This window comes from Rhodococcus sp. P3_B8 (assembly GCF_056402775.1).
The window spans coordinates 1-21,760 of sequence record NZ_JBFUGT010000030.1 but is presented as its reverse complement, the minus strand read 5'-3'; the positions used below and the strand labels follow the sequence as shown (position 1 = coordinate 21,760).

Below are 21,760 nucleotides of genomic sequence, written 5' to 3'. Positions count from 1 at the left end.
TGCGGCATGAGCGGAACGCTCTCGTCGGCCGTGTGGCTGCTGCCGGTTCTGCCCCTACTCGGCGCCGCCGTGCTCCTGCTGGCGGGCCGCCGCAGCGATGCGTGGGGCCATCTCCTCGGCTGCGCGACGGCATTGGTCTCCTTCGCGCTCGGCGTCGTCTTCTTCGTCGACATGCTGGGCAGGGACGCCGCCGAGCGGGTCGTGCACCAGACCCTGTTCAGCTGGGTGCCGGTCGGCGAACTCCAGGTGGATTTCGGTCTCCAACTCGACCAGCTGTCCGTGTGCTTCGTTCTGCTGATCACCGGGGTGGGTTCGCTGATCCACATCTACTCGGTGGGCTACATGGCGCACGATCCGGAGCGCAGGCGATTCTTCGCCTACCTCAACCTGTTCCTCGCGGCGATGCTGCTGCTGGTGCTGGCCGACAACTTCCTGGGCCTGTACGTCGGCTGGGAGGGCGTCGGTCTCGCCTCGTACCTGCTCATCGGGTTCTGGCAGTACAAGCCGTCCGCGGCGGCGGCCGCGAAGAAGGCGTTCGTGGTCAACCGCGTCGGCGACATGGGCCTGGTCCTCGCGATCATGATCATGTTCTCGACTTTCGGCTCGATCGAATTCGCCGACGTGTTCACGCGTGCCGACGCCGCGAGCGAGGGGGTGCTCACCGCGATCGGGCTCGCGCTGCTGCTCGCCGCCTGCGGCAAATCGGCGCAGGTCCCGTTGCAGTCCTGGCTCGGTGACGCGATGGAGGGCCCGACACCGGTGTCGGCGCTCATCCACGCCGCGACCATGGTCACGGCGGGTGTGTATCTGATCGTCCGGTCCAACGCGATCTTCGACCTGGCCCCGAATGCCCAGCTCGCCGTGGTGATCGTCGGGGCGGTGACCCTGCTGTTCGGCGCGATCATCGGCTGCGCGAAGGACGACATCAAGAAGGCGCTGGCGGCCTCCACGATGAGCCAGATCGGGTACATGGTGCTGGCCGCCGGTCTGGGACCGGCCGGGTACGCGTTCGCGATCATGCTGCTGCTCACCCACGGCTTCTTCAAAGCCGGCCTGTTCCTCGGCGCCGGCTCGGTGATGCACGGCATGAACGACGAGGTGAACATGCGCCGCTACGGCGGTCTGCGCACCGTCATGCCGATCACGTTCGTCACGTTCGGGCTGGGATACCTGGCCATCATCGGGATTCCGCCGTTCTCCGGCTTCTTCTCCAAGGACAAGATCATCGAAGCGGCGTTCGCCGCCGAGGGCGTCCAGGGCGTCGTCCTCGGAACGGTCACGCTGCTCGGCGCGGGACTCACCGCCTTCTACATGACCAGGGTGATGCTGATGACCTTCTTCGGACAACCGCGGTGGGCTTCCGGGGCGGGCGACGGAAAGGGGGATGTTCCCGTCGCCGACCCACACGAATCGCCAGGGGTGATGACGGTGCCGATGATCCTGCTCGCGGTGGGCTCGGTCGCCGCCGGCGCCCTACTCGCCGTCGGCTCCTCCCTGCAGCACTGGCTGGAACCGGTGGTCGGTGCCCACCACGGCGAGCCCGCCCTGCCCGTGTGGGCGATCACCGCACTCACGCTGGTGGTGGTGCTCGCGGGAGTCGCGGTGGCCTACCGGCAGTACGCCCGGCAGCCGATCCCCGAGGTCGCGCCTGCCGACGTCACCGCGTTCACTGTTGCGGCCCGGAAGGACCTGTACGGCGACGCGTTCAACGAGGCGGCGCTGATGCGTCCCGGGCAGGAACTGACGCGAACACTCGTGACCGTCGACGGCAGCGGCGTCGACGGTGCCGTCAACGGGTTCGCCGCGCTCGTCGGCGGAACGTCGATGCGGGTGCGGCGCCTGCAGACCGGGTTCGTCCGGTCGTACGCGCTGTTCATGTTCGCGGGTGCGGCCCTCCTGGTCGCCACGATGCTGGTGAGGCTGTGGTGAGCGGCTTCCCGTGGCTGACCGCCCTCTGGGTACTGCCACTCGTCGGCGCCGGTGTGGTCCTGGCATTGCCCGTCCACAAGCGCGCCCTCGCGAAATCCGTCGCCGTGGGCGTGTCCGTGGTGGTGCTGTGCCTGGCGGTCGTGCTGGCGATCCGGTTCGATCCGACCGGCGAGCAGTACCAGTTCGTGGAATCCCACGCCTGGATCCCGGCGTTCGGCACCCGGTACATCCTGGGCCTGGACGGCATCGCGCTCGTCCTGGTGCTCCTCACCACCGTTCTGGTGCCGCTGCTGTTGCTGGCGGGGTGGAACGACGGTGACACCGCGCCCGACTACGGGCAGCGGCGGATGGCCCACACGTACGTGGCGCTGACGCTGATGGTCGAGGCGATGGTGATCGTGTCGTTCACCGCCCTCGACGTCCTGCTCTTCTACATCTTCTTCGAGGCCATGCTCATCCCGATGTACTTCCTGATCGGAGGATTCGGCGGGGTGGGGAGGTCGTACGCCGCGGTGAAGTTCCTGCTCTACAACCTGTTCGGCGGCCTGATCATGCTCGCCGCGGTCATCGGGGTGTACGTGGTGACGGCGCGTCAGGACGTCTTCGGCGGCGGCACCTTCGACTTCCGGGTGATCGTCGCCGAAGGGCTGGACGCCGACCCCGGCGTGCTGAAGGCACTGTTCCTCGGTTTCATGTTCGCGTTCGCGGTCAAGGCGCCGTTGTGGCCGTTCCACACGTGGCTGCCGGGCGCCGCGGTGGAAGCCACCCCTGCGAGTGCGGTGCTCATGATGGCCGTGGTGGACAAGGTCGGGACGTTCGGCATGCTGCGGTACTGCCTGCAGATGTTCCCGGAGGCGTCCGCATACTTCGCTCCGTTCGTCACGGTGCTGGCGGTAATCGGAATCATCTACGGCGCGGTACTGGCCATCGGTCAGACCGACGTGATGCGACTGATCGCCTACACGTCGATCTCGCACTTCGGGTTCATCATTCTCGGCATCTTCGCCATGACGAGCCAGGGACAGGCCGGTTCGACGCTGTACATGGTCAACCACGGCATCTCGACCGCGGCGCTGTTCCTGATCGCGGGGTTCCTGGTGTCGCGGCGCGGCACCCGCCTCATCGCCGACTACGGCGGCGTGCAGAAGGTCGCGCCGGTGATGGCCGGGACGTTCCTCGTGGCGGGCCTCGCAACGCTGTCGCTGCCGGGGCTGGCACCGTTCATCAGCGAGTTCCTCGTCCTGGTCGGCACGTTCTCGCGCTACCAGATCGCTGCCGTGGTCGCGACTTTCGCGCTCGTCCTCGCCGCGATCTACGTGCTGTGGCTCTATCAGCGGATGATGACCGGGCCGCTGAAGGAGGGCAACGAGACCGTCCGCGATCTCGTGCGCCGTGAGATCGCGGTGGTGGCACCGCTGATCGCCCTGCTGCTCGTCCTCGGCGTCTACCCCAAGCCCGTGCTGGACGTCATCACCCCCGCGGTCGGCCACGTCCTCGTCACTGTCGGTCAGCACGATCCTGCACCCACCGTCGCCGGGCAGGACCCAGAGGGAGGCACACACCGATGAGTACCTCCGAACTCGTACTCGCCCAGTCCACGACGCTGCGCGCGCCGGACATCGAATACGGTCAGCTGGCACCCATGTTGATCGTGTTCGGCGTGGCCGTCGCCGGTGTGCTCGTCGAGGCGTTCCTGCCCCGGCGCGGCCGCTACTCGAGCCATCTCGTCCTCGCGCTCGGGGGACTCACCGCCGCGTTCGTGGCCGTCGTCATGCTCGCCGGGACCCGCGACTCCGCAGTCGGGGGCGCGGTGGCCGTCGACGGTCCGACGCTGTTCCTCCAGGGGACGATCCTGCTGATCTCGATACCCGCGATCCTGCTGATCGCCGAGCGGAGCGTCGACAGTGGGGTCCGAGTGGCGACCGCGGAGGTCACAGCCGCGAGCGGAGCCGAGCCGGAAGGCGGAACCGACGCCTTCACCCCGCAGGCGTTCGCCGTCCCCGGCAGCGTCGCCGAACGGGAGGCCACCAAGAACGCCCCGGGGCATACCGAGGTCTTTCCCCTCACCCTGTTCGCGGTCGGCGGGATGCTCCTGTTCCCGGCGTCCAACGACCTCCTCACCATGTTCGTCGCGCTCGAGGTGCTCTCGCTGCCCCTGTATCTGCTGTGCGGGCTGGCGCGGCGTCGCCGTCTCCTGTCGCAGGAGGCCGCCCTCAAATACTTTCTGCTCGGGGCGTTCTCGTCGGCATTCTTCCTGTTCGGTGTGGCCTTGCTGTACGGCTACGCGGGCACCGTCGAGTTGCCGCGGATCGCGGACGCGCTCGCCCGGGGCGCCGACGACAAGACGCTGGCGCTGATCGGTACCGCGCTCCTGTCGGTGGGCCTGCTGTTCAAGATCGGCGCCGTCCCGTTCCACTCGTGGATTCCCGACGTCTATCAGGGTGCGCCGACTCCGATCACCGCCTTCATGGCGGCGGCCACCAAGGTCGCGGCCGTCGGCGCGATGCTGCGCATCTTCTACGTGGCTCTGCCCGACCTGCGCGCGGACTGGCGGCCCGTGATGTGGGGCGTCGCCATCCTCACCATGGTGGTCGGTGCGGTCATGGCCGTCACGCAGAACGACGTCAAGCGGATGCTCGCGTACTCGTCGGTCGCGCACGCCGGGTTCATCCTCACCGGTCTGATCGCGGCCAACCGGGCGGGTCTGTCGTCCACGATGTTCTACCTCCTGGCATACGGATTCAGCACACTCGGCGCGTTCGCCGCCGTCACCCTGGTGCGGGACAGCCGGGGCGAGGCGACGGACCTGTCGCGGTGGGCGGGGCTGGGTCGGCGTTCGCCACTGGTCGGCGGGGTCTTCGCACTGTTCCTGCTCGCATTCGCCGGAATCCCGCTGACGAGTGGGTTCGTCAGCAAGTTCGCGGTCTTCCAGGCCGCCATCGAGGGCGGTGCCGTTCCGCTCGTCCTCGTCGGTGTCGTCAGCAGCGCGATCGCGGCGTTCTTCTACGTCCGCGTCATCGTCCTGATGTTCTTCTCGGAGCCGCAGAGCGACGCCCCGACGATCGTGGTGCCCAGCATGTTCACCGCCGCGGCCATCGCCGTCGGAGTGGTGGTGACGGTGGTGCTCGGAATCCTGCCGCAGGGGGCACTCGATCTGGCCGACCAGGCTGCGGTGTTCTTCCGCTGACGCGTTGCGCCACCCGGTTCGGCGCGGGTCGCGAGTGTCCGATGTGACGGATGTAGTCCAAGTGGCTGGCGGGACCCGTGTGAGTGTGGTGGAATGCAAACCGGACAACATACCGACTGAGCGAGAGTGAATGTCGGAGACACGCCGGAGCGCGACCGATCGGATATGGGGGCCACAGTGCAGATTTCTCGGAGAGACCTGTTCCGGTACGCGGCAGCGGGATCCGCCGTGGCCGGGATCGCGGCGCTCACGTCCACCACGTCCTCGGTCGCCGTCGCGAAGGCGGACAGTCTCGGCATCCTGATCGACTACGCCGGTGGGGTGCCGTCGGCGGACGCCATCCTCGAGGCCGGTTATGCCGGCGCCATCCGCTACGTGTCCGACCGCCGTCCCGGCGCCGAATGGATGGAAGGCAAGCCGATGCTCGCCGACGAGGCGCAGGCGTTGCTCGACGCCGGACTGTCGGTCGTCTCGTGCTATCAGTTCGGCAAGGGTCCGACGGCCGATTGGCGCGGCGGTCTCGAGGCGGGCAAGCGGCACGCGGAGCGTGGGCTCGAATTGCATCTCGCCGCAGGAGGTTCCGAGGATCGACCCATTTACGCGTCCATCGACGACAATCCCACGCCCGCCGATTTCCTCACCATGATCGCCCCGTACCTCGCCGGGTGGGAGTCAGTGGTCGGCAAGGCGAACACCGGCATCTACGCCAACTCCACGACGCTGGATCTGGCGGTGCTCGCCGGCCTCGGGTCGTGGTACTGGCAGCACGACTGGGGCACACCCGAGGGGTACGTCCACCCGTCGGCGCACCTGCACCAGTACGAGATCGACGCGAGCAACGTCGACGGGATCGGTATCGATCTCAACGACATCCTCAAGCCCGACTACGGCCAGTGGTGACCGCTAGGCCGCCGGTTGCCCGCCCATCCTCGTGAGCCACTCCCGGGCGTCGTCGGGTAGCGTGCCAGCGGCTTCCGCTGCGCGACACCACTTCTTGGCCGCGGCGAGGAAATTCATCGGGTTGTACGCGTCTTCCTCACGCGACCACAGGTTGTCGCCGGCGTAGTGCAGGATCGTGATGTTCGCTGCGGCGTGCTCCGAACCGTCGCCGGGATCCTCCATGGGGTTGTCGATCTCGCAGATGACCCATCCGCGGTCCTCGTCGAGCACGTACCAGTTCGCCGGGAACGCGGTCATCCGGCTACCGGGGAAGGCCGACATGGTGCGCGTGACCCATTTCCGAATGGCCTCGCGTCCGTCGAAGTGTCCGAAGGCGTGCTCGACGTACACGGCGTCCTCCGTGAAGAGGTCGGCGAAGCCGTTCCAGTCTCCGAGTTCGACGCAGCGGCTGACGGTTCGCTGGTAGTGCGCGAAGGCCTCTTCGAGCTCGGCACGACTCCACGGCATGTGTGCATCCCCTTCTCTCGTCCGGCACCCGAGCGCGAGCGCCTCCGGAAATAAGAACACGTTTCAGTTCGTGGGTGGGGCATTTTCCGGTGGATGGGACGGCGTGAAACGCTCCTCGGCGCAACTCCGATTACCTGTTGTCGCTCTTTTCACTCTGGAACCCGGAGGTTCTCCCATGGAGCTGCTCGTCAATTTCGTGTACACCGTCGCCTCGGTCCTCTACACCGCGCTGTTCGTCAACGGGTCCTGATCGGGATGTGCACGCTACACATCTTGTGTATGGTGCACAATAATGCCTCGGGCAGAATGACGGTAACTACGGGAGGTGTCGGTGTCCGAACGCGACGAGGTGGCGGCTGCTGTCGAGAACGAATTGACATTGCTGTCGCGCTATCACGCCCATGCGCAACGGGCGGGATTCCAACTCGACCGTTCCGCCTACCTCCTCCTCGGACGACTGGAACTGGAACATCCGCTCAGCCTGAAACAGCTCGCCGAGGCCTTCCGGCTCGACATCTCGACGATCAACCGGCAGATCGGCGCCTTGCTGAAGCGCGGCCTCGTCGAACGCGTCCCCGACCCGGACGGGGGAATGGCCCGCAAGGTCGAGGCCACCGCGCTGGGACTCGAACAGCTTCACGCCGACCGGGCGCTGGGCCGAAAAGGCGTCGAGCGCATCATCGCCGAGTGGAGCGACCACGACCGGGGCGAGCTGCGCCGGCTGCTGACGAAGTTCAACGGCGAAATCGAGAAGTACGACGGCAACTCCTGGCCGCGCACCGGGCGGACGTCCTGACCGGACCGAGTCAGGACTGGACGTGCGCGGTCGCGTCCCGGGCGAGGTCCGGTTCCTCGGCGATGACCGTGAGGTGAGGGTGTTCCGGCGGCGAGTCGTGCCACCCCCTCCAGGACATCAGGGACCACCGCGACAGCCCCGACAGCGCAGACCCGAGGCTGGCGAACGAGGCGGTGCTCAGTGCCGAGCCGGCCGACCCGACCGACCCGATCGAGAGCACTGAGCCGACACTCCCGATGGACAGGATGGAGTAGGCGGAGCCGATCGAGAGAATCGACCCTTCCGAACGGATCGACAGTATCGAACGCCGGGCGTGTCGCGATCGCAGTGAGTGGTCGGGTGTGTGATGCGTCGAGGGCATTCCTCGGTCTACCACGGTGGTGCCGTCGGCAAACAGTGAACCGGTGCAGACGTGAGTGAAGGGCCCTTCCGAATTTTCCGGAGGGCCCTTCACTCGTCAGCTGTGAGGAGTTACGCGACCTGGAACATGCCGACGGTCGGGAGGAAGCTGCACGTGATCGGCGCGGCGCCCTCTTTCTGCGTGGTCAGTCCACCCGACACGACCGCGAGGACGCGGCCGGGGCCGGTGTCCGCGATCGCCGACAGGGTTGCCGGTCCGTCGGGGTTGATCTTGGCCTCGTTGGTGAGGTTCTGGGTGGCGCGGCGCTGGTTGTCCAGGTTGATCCACGTCACGGTCAGCGGCTCGGGCTGTTCGGCGGCAACGGAACTGGTTCCGAGGGCGGTGAACACGAAACCGGCCTGACCTGCCTTGGGTCCGGGCGGGGGCAGCTGGGCCGGACCGGGGACCGCGAGTGCGGTGCCCACGGAGTCGGCGCCCTCTCCGATGCAGCCCTTGCCGATCGTCGGGTAGAGGAACTGCGCGATGACGGGTGCGTTCTCCTGCGGGATCTCGGGGCCGCCGCCGCCGCTGCCGTCGAGGAACGTGATGACGCGCTCGAGAGTGGACTTGAGCTCCGGCGGGATGCCGGGGGACTCGAGGAGGATGCGGGCCTGGTCCAGGATCGCGTCCTGAGGTCCTGCGGCGATGTCTTCGGTACCAGCGGCTGCGCCGATGATCGCGGGTGCGAACGATGCGAGCATCTCCACGGGGATGCCTTCGGGCACGGGCGGCGGCGTCGGCTGCGCATTCGCCTGGGCCGGCACTGCCATTGCGGCTGCTGCGGCAACAGCGAGAGCAGTTACTGCTCTGCGCATACCTCGGGTTCGAAGCACAGTCTCCCCATCCTTAGTCATAACAGCGTGGACGACAACTCAATCCACGTCTGACGGCTCGGGGGGTCACTCTATGTACAGCGCCCCCGGGTTGTACAGCTCACGAGTTCGTTCACCGATAGCTGCGGCATCCCGGTGGGAGTGTATGGCATACAGACCCCGACGGTGATCTTCCGGTGACCATAGCTTGTGGCACGTGTGGTTCGTGTGATTGGTGATGCAACTGTTACGCGCGGCTACGGACACCTCGGGGTCCGCGGCGGGCGCCGTCTACGCTGTGCGGGACCGTTTCGGGATCGGCTGAGACATCTACACACCTCACGGGGAGAGCACCACACTGTGTCCGACCATGCAGCGTCCGACGACGGAGCAGCCTCCGACGACCCGTCATCCGAGCGTTCTCCCACGTCGTCCCGGGGAGCGTCCGCCCTGCACGGCCTGTTACGGTGCGCGCCTGTACTTCTCGTGCTGTCGGTGCTCGGGCGAATGGCGTGGACGCTGTTGAGTCCCAACGGGATGAACCTCGTCGACCTGCACGTCTACGTCGACGGTTCCGAGGCGCTCCGCGGTGGCAGTCTCTACGACTTCACCTATTCGGAAGTGACACCGGACTTTCCGCTGCCGTTCACCTACCCGCCGTTCGCCGCGCTGGTCTTCTTTCCCCTGCACTACCTGCCGTTCCCGCTGGTCGGGGTCGGCTGGCAACTGCTCACCATCCTCGCCCTGTACGCGCTGGCGCGCATGAGCCTCGGGCTCGTGCTCGGTGACGCCGCGCGCAGCCCACACTGGCGGGCGGTCGCGGTGCTGTGGACCACGGTGGGGGTGTGGGTGGAACCGGTGCGCACCACGCTGGACTACGGCCAGATCAACGTGTTCCTCGCGCTGCTCGTGATGACCGCGGTCCGCAGCTCCCGGTGGTGGCTGTCCGGTGCGCTCGTCGGTTTCGCCGCCGGGATCAAGCTGACCCCCGCGATCACCGGCCTCTATTTCCTGATGCAGCGCCGATGGAAGGCCGCGGTCTTCTCGGGTGTCGCGTTCGCCGCGACCGTCGGAGTCAGCTATCTCCTGATCGGCTCGGAGGCGCGGGAGTACTTCACCCACCTGCTCGGCGACGCCGACCGCATCGGGCCGGTCGGCTCGGTGTGGAATCAGTCCCTGCGCGGCGCGTTGTCGCGGCTGCTCGGGTACGACGTCGAGACGGGCGCCCTCTGGCTGCTGGCCGTGGCGGTCACGGTGGTCCTCGCCGTCCTGGCCTGGCGGGCGATCGCCCGGGACGATCGGCTCGGCACCCTCGTCATCGTCGAGCTCCTGGGGCTGCTCGTCTCACCGATCTCGTGGTCACACCACTGGGTGTGGGTCATTCCGATGCTGATCTGGCTGCTGCACGGCCCCTACGGATCGATGCTGGGAACCCGGATCCTCGCCGGATACTGGCTCGTCACCACCCTCATCGGCGTGCCGTGGGTGCTCAGCTTCTTCCAGGACTCGATCTGGCTGATCTCCCGGCCCGCGGTACTCGCGTGGCTGGGCACGGTCGACGTGGTCGGCGCGTTCGGTGTCTACGCCTGGGTGGCCTACGCCGGGCGCCGCCCGAAGCGTGCCGTGGCCGCCGCCCCGGTCAGCCCGCCAGTGAGTCGATCTGCGCAGCAAGATCCAGATCCAGCTGCGTGAGCCCGCCCGCGGAATGCGTCGACAGCGTGTAGGTGACCTTGCGCCACCTGATGTCGATGTCCGGATGGTGGTTCGCGGCCTCCGCCGCCTCCGCGACCTTCCGGACCAGCTCGACGGCTTCGGGGAAACTCGGCGACTCGACGGTGCGGACGAGGGAATCACCCGCCCGCCGCCACCCGGGCAGTTCTGCGAGCGCGGTGTCGATCTCTCCGTCTGACAGCAACTCGGCCATACCCCATGATGGTGCGGTGCCAGTGGAACGTGCAAGGCCTGTCGACCACGCCGGCGAGGTGGTGGCGGCCGCGATCATCGTCGACGGCCGGCTGTTGCTCGCGCAGCGGACGCGGCCACCGGAACTCGCGGGACTGTGGGAGCTGCCCGGCGGCAAGGCGGAGGCGGGGGAGACCGCCGAGGACGCGCTGCGCCGCGAACTGCGGGAAGAACTCGGGATCGAGGTGTCGGGCGGCGACCGGATCGGCGACGACGTGCCGTTGCCCGACGGCCGGGTGCTCCGCGCGTACCGGGTGGAACTGGTGTCGGGAACACCCGTCGCGCTCGACCACGCGGATCTGCGGTGGGTGGACGGACGGGAACTGGGGGRGATCGACCTCGTCGGCAACGACCGCGGGTGGGTGCCGGACCTGCGGCTGCACCTGAACGGGTGGGGCTGACCTCAGGCCGCGCGGGCCTTCTTGAGCCCCTTCTTCAGTTCCTTCTTGGACGCGCCCTCGTTCTCGAGCTTCTTCATGCGCATGATGACCACCGGGCACTTGATGCAGCGCGTCTTGCTGCGGCAGCACTTCTTCTTCGGCTTGAGACCCGAGACCTTGCTGGCCTTCACCTTGCCCATACTCGGCTCGGCCTTCCTACTACGGGGAACACCGGTATCGCCGGCTCCACCCAGGTTAGCGTCCCCTCAGCTTTCGGCCCCGACTCACGCGCGATTCGGGCCGAATTCGACGTGGCGCAGATCACTTTACGCTGGTCGGGCAGGGCTCGGGCAGCCGGCGATGCGCGAAGTAGCCGCTCGGGCGGGTAGTATTCACGTGGCCGCGATGCCTGCACTGGGCGATTTACCATCGCCTCGACGAGGATTCTGAATCGAGATGACAAGGCGGCCGCCAGAAAGCCGTGCGAGGGAACTTTCGCGTGGCCGAATCAACTCAGCCAGGAGAGCCACCGCGTGACCATCACCAGCTTCCGTAACGTTGCCATCGTCGCACACGTCGACCACGGCAAGACCACTCTCGTCGACGCCATGTTGCGTCAGTCGGGGGCATTCGAGGAGCGCGCCGAACTGGTCGATCGCGTCATGGACTCCGGCGACCTCGAACGCGAGAAGGGCATCACCATCCTCGCGAAGAACACCGCCGTCCACAAGCATCACGCCGACGGCAGTGTCACGGTCATCAACGTCATCGACACCCCCGGTCACGCCGACTTCGGTGGCGAGGTCGAGCGCGGCCTGTCCATGGTCGACGGTGTCGTCCTGCTCGTCGACGCATCCGAGGGCCCGCTGCCCCAGACCCGCTTCGTGCTGCGCAAGGCGCTCGCCGCGTCGCTGCCCGTCATCCTCGTGGTCAACAAGACCGACCGTCCCGACGCCCGCATCGAAGAGGTCGTCTCCGAGAGCCACGACCTGCTGCTCGACCTGGCGTCCGACCTCGACGACGAGGCCGCGGAAGCCGCCGAGCTCGCCCTCGACCTTCCCGTTCTGTACGCCTCGGGCCGCGAGGGCAAGGCGTCCAAGGTTCAGCCCGAGAACGGTCACGCACCGGACGCCGAGAACCTCGACGCCCTGTTCGAGGTGCTCCTCAACTACGTGCCCGCACCCAAGGGCAACGTCGACGCGCCGCTGCAGGCCCACGTCACCAACCTCGACGCCTCCGCGTTCCTCGGCCGCCTCGCCCTGGTCCGTATCCACAACGGCGAGCTGACCAAGGGCCAGACCGTCTCCTGGTGTCGCGAGGTGGACGGCGAGCCCGTCGTCACCAAGGCCAAGATCACCGAACTGCTCGCCACCAAGGGCGTCGAGCGTCAGCCCGCCGAGAAGGCCGTCGCCGGTGACATCGTCGCCGTCGCCGGTTTCCCCGACATCATGATCGGCGACACCCTCGCCGACCTGGAGAACCCGGTCCCGCTGCCGCGGATCACCGTCGACCAGCCCGCCATCTCGGTGACCATCGGCACCAACACCTCGCCGCTCGTCGGCCGGGTCAGCGGACACAAGCTGACCGCCCGCATGGTGAAGTCGCGTCTCGACCAGGAACTCGTCGGCAACGTCTCGCTCAAGGTCCTCGACATCGGTCGCCCCGACGCCTGGGAGGTTCAGGGCCGTGGTGAGCTCGCGCTCGCCATCCTGGTCGAGCAGATGCGCCGCGAGGGCTTCGAACTGACCGTCGGCAAGCCGCAGGTGGTCACCCGTCAGGTCGACGGCAAGGTGCACGAGCCCTTCGAAGAGCTCACCATCGACAGCCCCGAGGAGTACCTCGGCGCCATCACCCAGCTCCTCGCCAACCGCAAGGGCAAGATGGTGCAGATGGCCAACCACGGCGCGGGCTGGGTCCGGATGGAGTTCATCGTCCCGTCGCGCGGCCTGATCGGCTTCCGCACCGACTTCCTCACCGAGACCCGCGGCACCGGCATCGCGAACGCCGTGTTCCACGGCTACGCGCCGTGGGCCGGTGAGATCCGCGCCCGCCACACCGGCTCGCTCGTCTCGGACCGCACCGGTTCGGTCACCCCGTTCGCGATGATCCAGCTCGCCGATCGCGGAACGTTCTTCGTCGAGCCCGGCGCCGACACCTACGAGGGCATGGTCGTGGGCATCAACCCGCGCCAGGAGGACCTCGACATCAACGTCACCCGCGAGAAGAAGCTGACCAACATGCGTCAGTCCTCCGCCGACGTGATGGAGACCCTCGCCAAGCCCATCAAGCTCGAGCTCGAAGGCGCGATGGAGTTCTGCGCCGGCGACGAGTGCGTGGAGGTCACCCCGGAGGTCGTGCGCGTGCGCAAGGTGCACTTGTCGGCCACCGACCGTGCCCGTGAGCGTTCACGCTCCAAGGCCCGCGACAAGGCTGCTCTGTAGTCGGCACGTCCGACCACGTCATACACAACCGGGCGAATGTACCTTCGGTCGATCGCCGGCCGAAGGTACATTCGCTCGTGGGTTTCCGGAGCCTTCCGGTATCTCTGAGGAAAGGCGGCGCGGTGGTTGCTGGGGGTCGACTCGCGAGAGTTCGAGGAGTACGGGGCCGTAGGCGCGGGAACGGTGCGGCGGTGACCGCGCTCCTGCTGGCAGTGTCGACGGCGATGCTCACGTCGTGCACCGCCGATCCGCCCCCGCCGGTCGAGAGCACCGACAGCCCCAAGCCGACGGTGTCGCCGACCGAGAAGCAGCCCGTCGTCGTCGCCATCGACGACGTGGGCAGCGGATTCAACCCGCACCTCCTGTCGGACCAGTCGCCGGCGAATTCCGCGGTCAGCGCCCTCGTGCTGCCGAGCCCGTTCCGGCCGGTGCCCGATCCTGCCCGCCCGGGCGGCAGCACCTGGATTCCCGACTCCTCGCTGGTGATCTCCGCGGACGTCACGTCGCAGGAACCGTTCACCGTCACGTACCAGCTGCGGAACGAGGCGCAGTGGTCCGACGGCGCGCCCATCGCCGCCGAGGACTTCCGCTATCTGTGGCAGCAGATGATCAGTGCCCCCGGCGTGGTCGACCCCGCAGGCTACGAGCTGATCGAGGACGTCAGGTCGTCCGGTGGCGGCAAGACGGTCAGCGTCGTCATGAAGGCCGCCTACCCGGCGTGGCGTGAACTCTTCACCGACCTGCTGCCGTCGCATCTCATCAAGGATTCCCCCGGCGGCTTCGCGACCGGACTGTCCGAGAACATTCCGGTGTCGGGCGGGCACTTCCACATCAAGTCGATCGACCGCGGACGCGACGAGATCCTGCTCGAACGCAACGACCGGTTCTGGGACAAACCGGCGACGCCCGACCAGATCCTGATGCGCCGCGACGGCACCCCGTCGCAGCTCGCCGACTCGATGCGCAACAACGACACGCATATCGTCCAGATTCACGGGGGCACAGCCACTTCCGCCCAGCTGGCGGCGATCCCGACGGTGCGGACGGGTTCGTCTTTCCAACCGCGCGGACTCGACCTCACGCTGAACGGCCGGGTTCCCGAACTCGCGGACGTCCGGGTGCGGAAGAGTCTTCTGGAGCTGCTGGACACCGACCTGCTCGCCGTCGTCGGCGCCGGCAGTGAGGCGGCGGCGGTCCCGGCGCGCTCGCAGGTCTACGCCCCCTCCGATCCCGGTTACACCGCGACCGCACCCGCACGGCCGGGCCGCGAACAGGTGCTCGCGCAGCTGGCCGAGTACGGATACGTCGCCGAAACTTCCACGGGCACCGTCGTTCCCACAGGCGTGGCGCCGTCGACCCGGCTCGTCCGCGACGGCGTCCCGCTGACGCTCGCCATCGGGACACCCGAGGGTGACGACACCGCCAGTGCAGTCGCCAACACGGCCGCCGACGAGTTGCGCGGCGCCGGTGTCGACGCCACCGTGACGTCGCTGCCCGCCGAGGAGTTGTACGGGGAGTCGTTGAGCAAGGGTGAGATCGGGGCGGTCGTGGGTTGGTCGCGCGCCGGATCCGACCCGGCGACGGCGCTGGCCTCCCGTCACAGTTGCCCGCCCGCAGTGGTCGCGGCAACGCAGCCGAACACCGAACCCGCCGACCCCGAACGTGATTCGGTTGCGGAGGCCGAGGCCCCGTCGAATCTGTCGGGAGTCTGCGACCCCACCCTTCAGCCGTCCATCGACGCCGCGCTGCGGGGGGTCGGTGATGTGCCGCAAGCTCTCGCCGACGCCGACCGCAAACTGTGGGATCTGGCCGCGGTGCTACCGATCATGCAGGACCGCACACTCGTCGCGGCGGGACCTGGCGTCGACGGGGTGTCGCTGTCGGGGGCCGTGCCGGTCGGAATATTCAGTGACGCAGCGGACTGGAGCAGGATCAAGGAATGAGTGAGCGGCGACTTCTGCTGGTTCATGCCCATCCCGACGACGAGGCCCTCACCACCGGCGGCACCATCGCCCGCTACGCCGCCGAGGGCGCCGACGTTCACGTCCTGACGTGCACGCTCGGCGAGGAAGGCGAGGTGATCGGCGACGAGTGGGCGCAGCTGGTCGTCGCCGCCGCCGATCAGCTCGGCGGTTTCCGGATCGGCGAACTGACGTCCGCGCTGTCGTGTCTCGGTGTGGGAAGGCCGCGGTTCCTGTCGGGGGCGGGGCACTTCCGTGATTCCGGTATGGCGGGCACGGCGTCGGCGGCCAACCCGCGCGCCTTCGTCAACGCCGACCGCGACTCCGTGACCGCCGCGATGGTGGCCGTCATCCGGGAACTGCGGCCGCACGTCGTGGTCACCTACGACCCGGACGGCGGGTACGGGCACCCCGACCACATCCAGGAGCACACGGTCACCACCGCGGCCGTCGAGGCGGCGGGTTCGGCGCAGTACCCGGACTGCGGCGAACCGTGGGAGGTCGCAAAGCTGTACTGGACGGTGACCGAGGCGAGCGCGCTCGAGTCGGGAATCTGCCGTATCGGCGACATCCCCGACGGCTGGCGGTTGCCGGAGCCCGGCGAATTGCCGAGCGTCCCGGACGCGGACGTGACGACGGTGATCGACGTGCGGGGCGTGCTCGACGCGAAGAGGGAAGCGCTGTCGGCGCACGCCACCCAGGTGACGGTGGCGCCGAGCGGCACCGAGTACGCGCTCTCCAACGACATCGCACAGCCGATTCTGGCGGAGGAACACTTCGTGCTGGTCCGCGGCGCCGCCGGGGAGCGGGACGCCGACGGCAGGGAACGGGACCTCTTCGGTGGCATCGGTCACTGACCGCAGGTATCTGTGACGAGCCTTACGTATTACACTGTGGCCCACGTCACGCAGCGGCCCCGGTCGAGTCCGCGTGTCACCCGTCAGGAGAGGCGATAGATGTACAACTGGGATGTTCAGAACGCCATCGTCGCGTTCGTCGATACGCTCCGGCCGTCGTGGCCGGCCCAGCACGACCTGTACTACAGCGTGCTGTACGGATTCGCCGACATGCAGAGCCATTTGCTGACCCTGCTGGGCTACCCGCCCGTCGCCTGATCCACTATTGACACATGACCGTCGGCACCGCAGCGAAACCCGGGCACCTCGATGTTCTGGGGAGGGTCACCCTCGCGCTGCTGGTGTTCGACGGTTTTCTGTGCGCCGTCCTCTCGGTGCTCTTCCTGCCCACCTACCTCGGCGCCACGCCGTTCCCGATCAGCATCCTCGCCGCCGCGGTCGCCAACCTGGCGCTGGTGATCGCAGCCAGGTCGACGACCGGCCGGGTGGGCACGGGCGTGCTGCCGCTCACGGGGTGGGGGTTCGGTTTCCTGCTCTGCATGTTCGGCGGTCCGGGCGGCGACGTGCTCATGCTCGCGTCCGTCTGGACGCTCCTGCTCCTGATCGGTTCACTGGTCCCGGCGGCGGTCTACCTGTGGAAAGTCAGCGCGAAGGCGGCGTTCGGATCTGTTTCACCGACGGTGGGCGAGGGTACGCGGTAGCGACCAGCAGTCTGCTGAAGGAGCACCGCGATGACAGATCAGAACTTCACGACCGACGACGCCGGCATCCCGGTACCGAGTGACGAGCACTCGCTCACGATCGGGACGGACGGGCCGATCCTGCTCCAGGATCACTATCTGATCGAGAAGATGGCCCAGTTCAACCGCGAACGCGTTGCGGAGCGCCAACCGCACGCCAAGGGAGGCGGGGCGTTCGGACGGTTCGAAGTTACCGAAGATGTCTCCGCCTACACGAAAGCCGATCTATTCCAACCTGGCAAGAAGACGGACCTGCTGATCAGGTTCTCGTCCGTGGCCGGCGAGCGCGGCAGCCCGGACACGTGGCGCGACCCACGTGGATTCGCCGTGAAGTTCTACACCGACCAGGGCAACTACGACATGGTCGGGAACAACACACCTGTTTTCTTCGTGCGCGACCCGATGAAGTTCCAGGACTTCATCCGCTCGCAGAAGCGGCGTGCCGACAACAACCTCCGCGACCACGACATGCAGTGGGACTTCTGGACGTTGTCCCCGGAGTCGGCGCACCAGGTCACGTGGCTCATGGGCGACCGCGGCATCCCGCGCACCTGGCGGCACATGAACGGGTACTCCAGCCACACGTACATGTGGGTGAACGCCGCCGGCGACAAGTTCTGGGTGAAGTACCACTTCAAGACCGACCAGGGCATCGAGTTCTTCACGCAGCACGAGGGCGACCAGATGGCGTCCATGGACACCGATTACCACACGCGAGACCTGTGGGAGCACATCGAGGGCGGCGAGTACCCGAGCTGGACCTTGAACATGCAGATCATGCCGTTCGCGGATGCCGACGACTACCGGTTCAACCCGTTCGACCTCACCAAGGTGTGGCCGCACAGCGACTACCCGCTGATCCCCGTCGGCCGGATGACGCTCGACCGCAACCCCACGGACTACCACTGTGAGATCGAACAGGCCGCGTTCGAGCCCAGCAACCTGGTCCCCGGCATCGGCTCGAGCCCGGACAAGATGCTCATCGGCCGGCTGTTCTCCTACCCGGACGCCCACCGCTACCGTATCGGCGCCAACTACAAGGAGCTGCCCGTCAACAGGCCGCACGTGCCCGTCCGCTCGTACTCGAAGGACGGCAACATGCGGCACCACAACCCCGGGGATCCGGTCTACGTGCCGAATTCCAAGGGCGGCCCGCACGCCGACCCGTCGCAGGTCGGGGCGACCGCCACCTGGTACAGCGCCGGCGACATGGTCCGCTCTCCGTACGCGCTCCACAGGGAGGACGACGACTGGGGGCAGGCCGGGACGATGGTCCGTGAAGTGCTCGACGACGCCGCCCGGGACCGCTTGGTGGACAACATCGTCGGCCATCTGCTGAACGGCGTCAGCGAACCGGTTCTGGCGAAGGCGTTCGAGTACTGGCGCAACGTCGACAAGACCCTCGGCGATCGGATCGCCGACGGTGTCGGGAAGAAACAATCGGAGACCGATCCCAAGGCGGGCGAACAGGCCAATGCGGCGCGCAGCAGCGCGCAGGCGAAGGCCTAACTCTCGAACGCCACCGGGTGCCGGGGCTGGTACAGCATCATCTCGCCCGCCCCGGGAATCTGCAGCGACGTGGTGAGGCCGTACCCGTCGTCGCGGATCCCGCGGGTGAACTCGGCGCCCTTGGCCTCGAGTTCCGCAACGGTCGATTCGATGTCGTCGCACATCAGCGAGATCTCGTGGTGCGGCCGCGTCGACCACGGCTCACCGCCCCGATCGTCCGAGGTGGGGTGCACACCCAGCTCGGACGGTCCGGTGCGGAAAATCAGCCAACCGCCGCCGGCGTCGACGTGTGACCAGCCGAGCACGTCGCGGAAGAAGTCGCGGGCCGCCTCGGCGTCGTCGGCGTAGACCAATGTGTGCACAGCAGTGATCATGTGGGCAGCTTAGTGCGATTCGTCCGTCACACTGGGAGAATGTCGAACGACGAACTTTCCGGACTGACCATCGCCGTCACCGCCGAACGCCGGGCCGCCGAGTTCATCACGCTCCTCGAACGGCACGGGGCCGCCATCGTCCACACACCGGCCATCCACGTGCTGCCGCTCGTCGACGACACCGATCTGCGGTCCCGCACCGCCGACATCATCGCGTCGCCGCCGGACCTACTCGTCGTCAGCACCGCCGTCGGATTCCGCGGATGGCTGGACGCGGCGCGGGCCTGGCACGAGGAGGACGCACTGCTCGCCGCCCTGCAATCGGCGCGGATCATCACCCGCGGTCCCAAGGCGAAGGGCGCCGTCCGCGGCGTCGGCCTGCGCGAGGAGTGGTCGCCGGAAACCGAATCGTCCGAAGAGGTGCACCAACACCTCGTCGCCGAGGGTGTGCGCGGTCTACGAGTCGCGGTCCAGTTGCACGGCACCATCACCGAATGGGAACCGATGACCGACCTGAGCGTCTCCCTCGCCGGCGCCGGGGCCGAGACGACGGCCGTGTCGGTGTACCGGTGGATCAGACCCGAGAACCAGCAGCCGCTGCTCACACTGCTCGACCAGATCATCCGAGCCGAGGTCGACGCCGTCACCTTCACCAGCGCACCCGCCGTGTCGTCGCTCCTCAGCACCGCGAAGGACATCGACCGCGTCGAGCCCCTCCTGCACGCATTCGCAGGTCCGGTCGCACCCGTCTGCGTCGGCTCGGTGACCGCCTCGCCCCTCACCGCCCTCGGCGTCGACACCATGCAACCCGCCCGCCCCCGGCTCGGCAGCATGGCCAAATACATCATCGAGGAACTCCCGAACCGGCGGTAGCTGGGGTGAACGGCACCTTCGACGCTTCTGACAGGTCGGATGTACCGTTCGCCCCCCGAGGTGTGGTCACCCGATCAAGCCGGCGACGCGGGCGGCCTCGGAGAGCACCGACTCGAGCATGGCGGGCGTGAGGCGGCCGGTGAAGGTGTTCTGCTGGCTGACGTGGTAGCAGCCGAACAGGTGCAGGGGACGTTCGGCGCCGGGGAGTTCGACGTGCGCGCCGTGCCCGAACTTGGGTCGTGGCCGGGGGACGGCCCAGCCGGCGTCGTTGAGGACGGGGAGCAGCGACTGCCAGCCGAATCCGCCGAGCACGATCACCGACCGCAAGTGGGGTTGCAGGATGCGCAGTTCGGCGTCGAGCCAGTGGCGGCAGTTGTCGCGTTCGTCCGGGGTGGGCTTGTTCGCGGGCGGTGCGCAGTGCACCGGGGACGTGATGCGGACGCCGAACAGTTCGAGGCCGTCGCCGATGTGGGTGGCGGTGGGCTGGCTTGCGAGTCCCACGGCGTGGAGTGCGGCGTAGAGGAAGTCGCCGCTGCGGTCGCCGGTGAACATGCGCCCGGTGCGGTTCGCGCCGTGGGCGGCGGGGGCGAGACCGACGATCAGCAGGGACGCGTCGGGTGGACCGAATCCGGGAACCGGACGTCCCCAGTAGGTTTCGTCGCGGAACGACGCGCGCTTCTCGCGTGCGACCGTTTCCCGCCACTCGACGAGGCGGGGGCAGGCTCGGCATTCGATCAGCTGCGCGTCGAGACCGGCGATGTCGGTCAGCGCCGCGCCCACACGTCACCTCCGCCGGGTGTCACCGACTCGACGAGCGACCACGCCTGGTCGGCAGGCAGATCGATCACCAGGTATTTTCCGGTGCCTGCGGGTGTGGCGGCGATGATGGTCGCCACCCCGGCCCGCCGCTGGAAGAATGTCTGCCGGACGGTCCACCCGATGATCCCGTCGGCTTCGAGGCTGTCCCGGGCGCGGTCGAGGGAGCCGCTGCGGGTGATCAGCCACCCGGGGAGCACCGCATGGCCGAGGCCGCGGTACCGGTCCCACGCCAGCAGCACACCGCCGACGGCGAGCGCGACGATCGCGGCCCACGCGGCCCAGAACACGGGCCGATCGAGGATCACGAAGACCAGGGCGACGGCGAGCGCGATCTCGGCGGGAATCAGGGCCCGCGTGTAGCGCCGCCGCTGGGCGACCGGTCCGTGCGGGGTGAGCGGTGCGGCGGCCTGGCGGTGGTCGCCGATGACGGTGGCCATCACCCGTTCCGCTTCCGCGCGCGGTGCCTGGGGGAGCAGGAGTGACGACTCCCGTCTCTCGGCGCTGACGCCGGTCATGACGGCATCCAGTCGGGCGCCGCCGGCGAGTCGGAGGAGGAGTGGTTCCTTGAGGGTCGTCCCGCGCAGGCGGGCGCGGTCCAGGGTGGTCTGACGGGTCTTCAGCAGGCCGTGGCTGACGTGCAGGGTGCGGCCGTTGTCCGTCAGCGCCATGTTGCCGTACGTCAGGAGGTACCGGATGCACGCCAGGGCGCTGGCGGCGATCAGGAGGACGACGATCCCGACGACGACGGCGATCGCGATCCCGACGCGCTCAGCGGATTCGATGCCTTCGGCCACCGTCGACGAGCGGGCGAGCTTCGCGCCGATCCCGTACTGGAACGCGAGACCGACGATCGCCGCGATGGTCACCACGCCGGTCACCGAGAACGGGGCGTAGCGGACCCAGGTCGGTGTCCAGTGGCCGATCTCGGTGACCGCGGGCTCCCGCGCGATCGCGGTCGGCTCGACGTCGGGGGAGGGCTTCCGGGCGAGGAGCGCGGCCCGCAGGTCGGGAACCAGCCCGGTGGAGAGGGCGTTGAGTTCGAACTTCGCCGCGTCGGGTTTGGAACCCACCTGCTGGCCGGTGCCGATGCGCACGATCGACAGCCCGAGCAGGCGATGCAGGACCCCCGCCTCCACGTCGACGGACCGGATGCGGTTGCGTGGTACCGACAGCAGGCGTGTGCGGAACAGGCCCTGCCGCAGTTGCACGTGGACCGGGCCGATGCGGTAGCTCGTCGTGAACCAGCGCGAGATGCCGAACACCACGAACACGACGATGGCGACGAGACTCCACACGTGGTTGCCGCTCTGGGT

23 protein-coding genes are annotated in these 21,760 nt (G+C 67.9%); 15 read left to right on the top strand and 8 right to left on the bottom strand.

Annotation, left to right across the window (positions count from 1 at the left end; translation table 11 throughout):
• The first annotated feature begins 6 nt into the window (after positions 1 to 6).
• The 4 genes from nuoL to AC1D1G_RS13955 all read left to right on the top strand — a co-directional run bounded on the left by nuoL (position 7) and on the right by AC1D1G_RS13955 (position 6,016).
• Entirely contained in the window at positions 7 to 1,929 is a 1,923-nt protein-coding gene (nuoL, locus tag AC1D1G_RS13970) for an NADH-quinone oxidoreductase subunit L (RefSeq protein WP_164061115.1), read from the top strand.
• Entirely contained in the window at positions 1,926 to 3,497 is a 1,572-nt protein-coding gene (locus tag AC1D1G_RS13965; RefSeq protein WP_280781591.1) for an NADH-quinone oxidoreductase subunit M, read from the top strand. The genes nuoL and AC1D1G_RS13965 overlap by 4 nt, the downstream gene beginning before the upstream one ends.
• Positions 3,494 to 5,116: an NADH-quinone oxidoreductase subunit NuoN gene (gene nuoN, locus AC1D1G_RS13960; protein ID WP_477952541.1), complete on the top strand. Its 1,623-nt coding sequence runs from the start codon at positions 3,494 to 3,496 to the stop codon at positions 5,114 to 5,116. Before AC1D1G_RS13965 ends, nuoN begins: the two co-directional genes overlap by 4 nt.
• A gap of 165 nt (positions 5,117 to 5,281) precedes the next feature.
• Positions 5,282 to 6,016: a DUF1906 domain-containing protein gene (locus AC1D1G_RS13955; protein WP_280781593.1), complete on the top strand. Its 735-nt coding sequence runs from the start codon at positions 5,282 to 5,284 to the stop codon at positions 6,014 to 6,016.
• A 3-nt stretch (positions 6,017 to 6,019) separates the two neighbouring features.
• On the opposite strand, the gene AC1D1G_RS13950 is transcribed toward AC1D1G_RS13955, so the two are convergent.
• Complete coding sequence (locus AC1D1G_RS13950; protein WP_283331319.1) at positions 6,020 to 6,523, bottom strand: nuclear transport factor 2 family protein; 504 nt, start codon at positions 6,521 to 6,523, stop codon at positions 6,020 to 6,022.
• 103 nt (positions 6,524 to 6,626) lie between these two features.
• On the opposite strand from AC1D1G_RS13950, the gene AC1D1G_RS13945 reads away from it, so the two are divergent.
• Together AC1D1G_RS13945 and AC1D1G_RS13940 are read left to right on the top strand one after the other, a co-directional pair.
• Positions 6,627 to 6,773 (top strand): hypothetical protein, encoded by a 147-nt coding sequence (locus AC1D1G_RS13945; protein ID WP_477952539.1) that lies wholly within the window; start codon positions 6,627 to 6,629, stop codon positions 6,771 to 6,773.
• 75 nt (positions 6,774 to 6,848) lie between these two features.
• Positions 6,849 to 7,319: a MarR family winged helix-turn-helix transcriptional regulator gene (locus AC1D1G_RS13940; protein ID WP_280781595.1), complete on the top strand. Its 471-nt coding sequence runs from the start codon at positions 6,849 to 6,851 to the stop codon at positions 7,317 to 7,319.
• Positions 7,320 to 7,329: 10 nt separating this feature from the next.
• On the opposite strand, the gene AC1D1G_RS13935 is transcribed toward AC1D1G_RS13940, so the two are convergent.
• Positions 7,330 to 7,680, bottom strand: a complete 351-nt coding sequence (locus tag AC1D1G_RS13935) for a hypothetical protein (RefSeq protein WP_280781596.1) — start codon at positions 7,678 to 7,680, stop codon at positions 7,330 to 7,332.
• A gap of 110 nt (positions 7,681 to 7,790) precedes the next feature.
• Positions 7,791 to 8,573 (bottom strand): Rv1157c family protein, encoded by a 783-nt coding sequence (locus AC1D1G_RS13930; RefSeq protein ID WP_198602241.1) that lies wholly within the window; start codon positions 8,571 to 8,573, stop codon positions 7,791 to 7,793.
• 318 nt (positions 8,574 to 8,891) lie between these two features.
• Here AC1D1G_RS13930 and AC1D1G_RS13925 point away from each other — a divergent pair, with 318 nt between their 5' ends.
• Positions 8,892 to 10,223, top strand: coding sequence for a mannosyltransferase (locus AC1D1G_RS13925; protein ID WP_280781597.1), 1,332 nt, complete (start codon positions 8,892 to 8,894; stop codon positions 10,221 to 10,223).
• On the opposite strand, the gene AC1D1G_RS13920 is transcribed toward AC1D1G_RS13925, so the two are convergent.
• Positions 10,171 to 10,455 (bottom strand): 4a-hydroxytetrahydrobiopterin dehydratase, encoded by a 285-nt coding sequence (locus tag AC1D1G_RS13920; protein ID WP_005239148.1) that lies wholly within the window; start codon positions 10,453 to 10,455, stop codon positions 10,171 to 10,173. The genes AC1D1G_RS13925 and AC1D1G_RS13920 overlap by 53 nt on opposite strands.
• 58 nt (positions 10,456 to 10,513) lie before the next feature.
• Here AC1D1G_RS13920 and AC1D1G_RS13915 point away from each other — a divergent pair, with 58 nt between their 5' ends.
• Positions 10,514 to 10,894 (top strand): (deoxy)nucleoside triphosphate pyrophosphohydrolase, encoded by a 381-nt coding sequence (locus AC1D1G_RS13915; RefSeq protein ID WP_477952561.1) that lies wholly within the window; start codon positions 10,514 to 10,516, stop codon positions 10,892 to 10,894.
• Positions 10,895 to 10,896: 2 nt separating this feature from the next.
• On the opposite strand, the gene AC1D1G_RS13910 is transcribed toward AC1D1G_RS13915, so the two are convergent.
• Positions 10,897 to 11,073, bottom strand: a complete 177-nt coding sequence (locus tag AC1D1G_RS13910) for a hypothetical protein (protein WP_005253649.1) — start codon at positions 11,071 to 11,073, stop codon at positions 10,897 to 10,899.
• 333 nt (positions 11,074 to 11,406) lie between these two features.
• On the opposite strand from AC1D1G_RS13910, the gene typA reads away from it, so the two are divergent.
• From typA to AC1D1G_RS13880, 6 genes are all read left to right on the top strand, one after another.
• A complete protein-coding gene (typA, locus tag AC1D1G_RS13905; RefSeq protein WP_009479182.1) occupies positions 11,407 to 13,314 on the top strand; it encodes a translational GTPase TypA in 1,908 nt (635 codons plus the stop codon).
• A gap of 122 nt (positions 13,315 to 13,436) precedes the next feature.
• Positions 13,437 to 15,257, top strand: a complete 1,821-nt coding sequence (locus tag AC1D1G_RS13900; RefSeq protein ID WP_477952535.1) for an ABC transporter family substrate-binding protein — start codon at positions 13,437 to 13,439, stop codon at positions 15,255 to 15,257.
• The gene (gene mshB / locus AC1D1G_RS13895; protein ID WP_477952533.1) at positions 15,254 to 16,132 is read left to right on the top strand and encodes an N-acetyl-1-D-myo-inositol-2-amino-2-deoxy-alpha-D-glucopyranoside deacetylase; all 879 of its coding nucleotides are present in this window, start codon (positions 15,254 to 15,256) and stop codon (positions 16,130 to 16,132) included. The genes AC1D1G_RS13900 and mshB overlap by 4 nt, the downstream gene beginning before the upstream one ends.
• A gap of 99 nt (positions 16,133 to 16,231) precedes the next feature.
• A complete protein-coding gene (locus AC1D1G_RS13890) occupies positions 16,232 to 16,390 on the top strand; it encodes a hypothetical protein (protein WP_005239161.1) in 159 nt (52 codons plus the stop codon).
• Positions 16,391 to 16,404: 14 nt separating this feature from the next.
• Entirely contained in the window at positions 16,405 to 16,833 is a 429-nt protein-coding gene (locus tag AC1D1G_RS13885; RefSeq protein ID WP_477952531.1) for a hypothetical protein, read from the top strand.
• A 30-nt stretch (positions 16,834 to 16,863) separates the two neighbouring features.
• Entirely contained in the window at positions 16,864 to 18,381 is a 1,518-nt protein-coding gene (locus AC1D1G_RS13880) for a catalase (protein WP_477952530.1), read from the top strand.
• On the opposite strand, the gene AC1D1G_RS13875 is transcribed toward AC1D1G_RS13880, so the two are convergent.
• Positions 18,378 to 18,755, bottom strand: a complete 378-nt coding sequence (locus AC1D1G_RS13875) for a VOC family protein (protein ID WP_477952529.1) — start codon at positions 18,753 to 18,755, stop codon at positions 18,378 to 18,380. The genes AC1D1G_RS13880 and AC1D1G_RS13875 overlap by 4 nt on opposite strands.
• Before the next feature lie 39 nt (positions 18,756 to 18,794).
• On the opposite strand from AC1D1G_RS13875, the gene AC1D1G_RS13870 reads away from it, so the two are divergent.
• A complete protein-coding gene (locus tag AC1D1G_RS13870) occupies positions 18,795 to 19,628 on the top strand; it encodes a uroporphyrinogen-III synthase (protein WP_477952527.1) in 834 nt (277 codons plus the stop codon).
• Between the two features lie 66 nt (positions 19,629 to 19,694).
• Here AC1D1G_RS13870 and AC1D1G_RS13865 read toward each other — a convergent pair whose 3' ends face one another.
• Positions 19,695 to 20,408, bottom strand: a complete 714-nt coding sequence (locus AC1D1G_RS13865; protein WP_477952526.1) for a uracil-DNA glycosylase — start codon at positions 20,406 to 20,408, stop codon at positions 19,695 to 19,697.
• The coding region (locus AC1D1G_RS13860; RefSeq protein WP_477952525.1) for a PH domain-containing protein at positions 20,393 to 21,760 on the bottom strand (1,368 nt) is incomplete at its 5' end. The genes AC1D1G_RS13865 and AC1D1G_RS13860, both read right to left, overlap by 16 nt.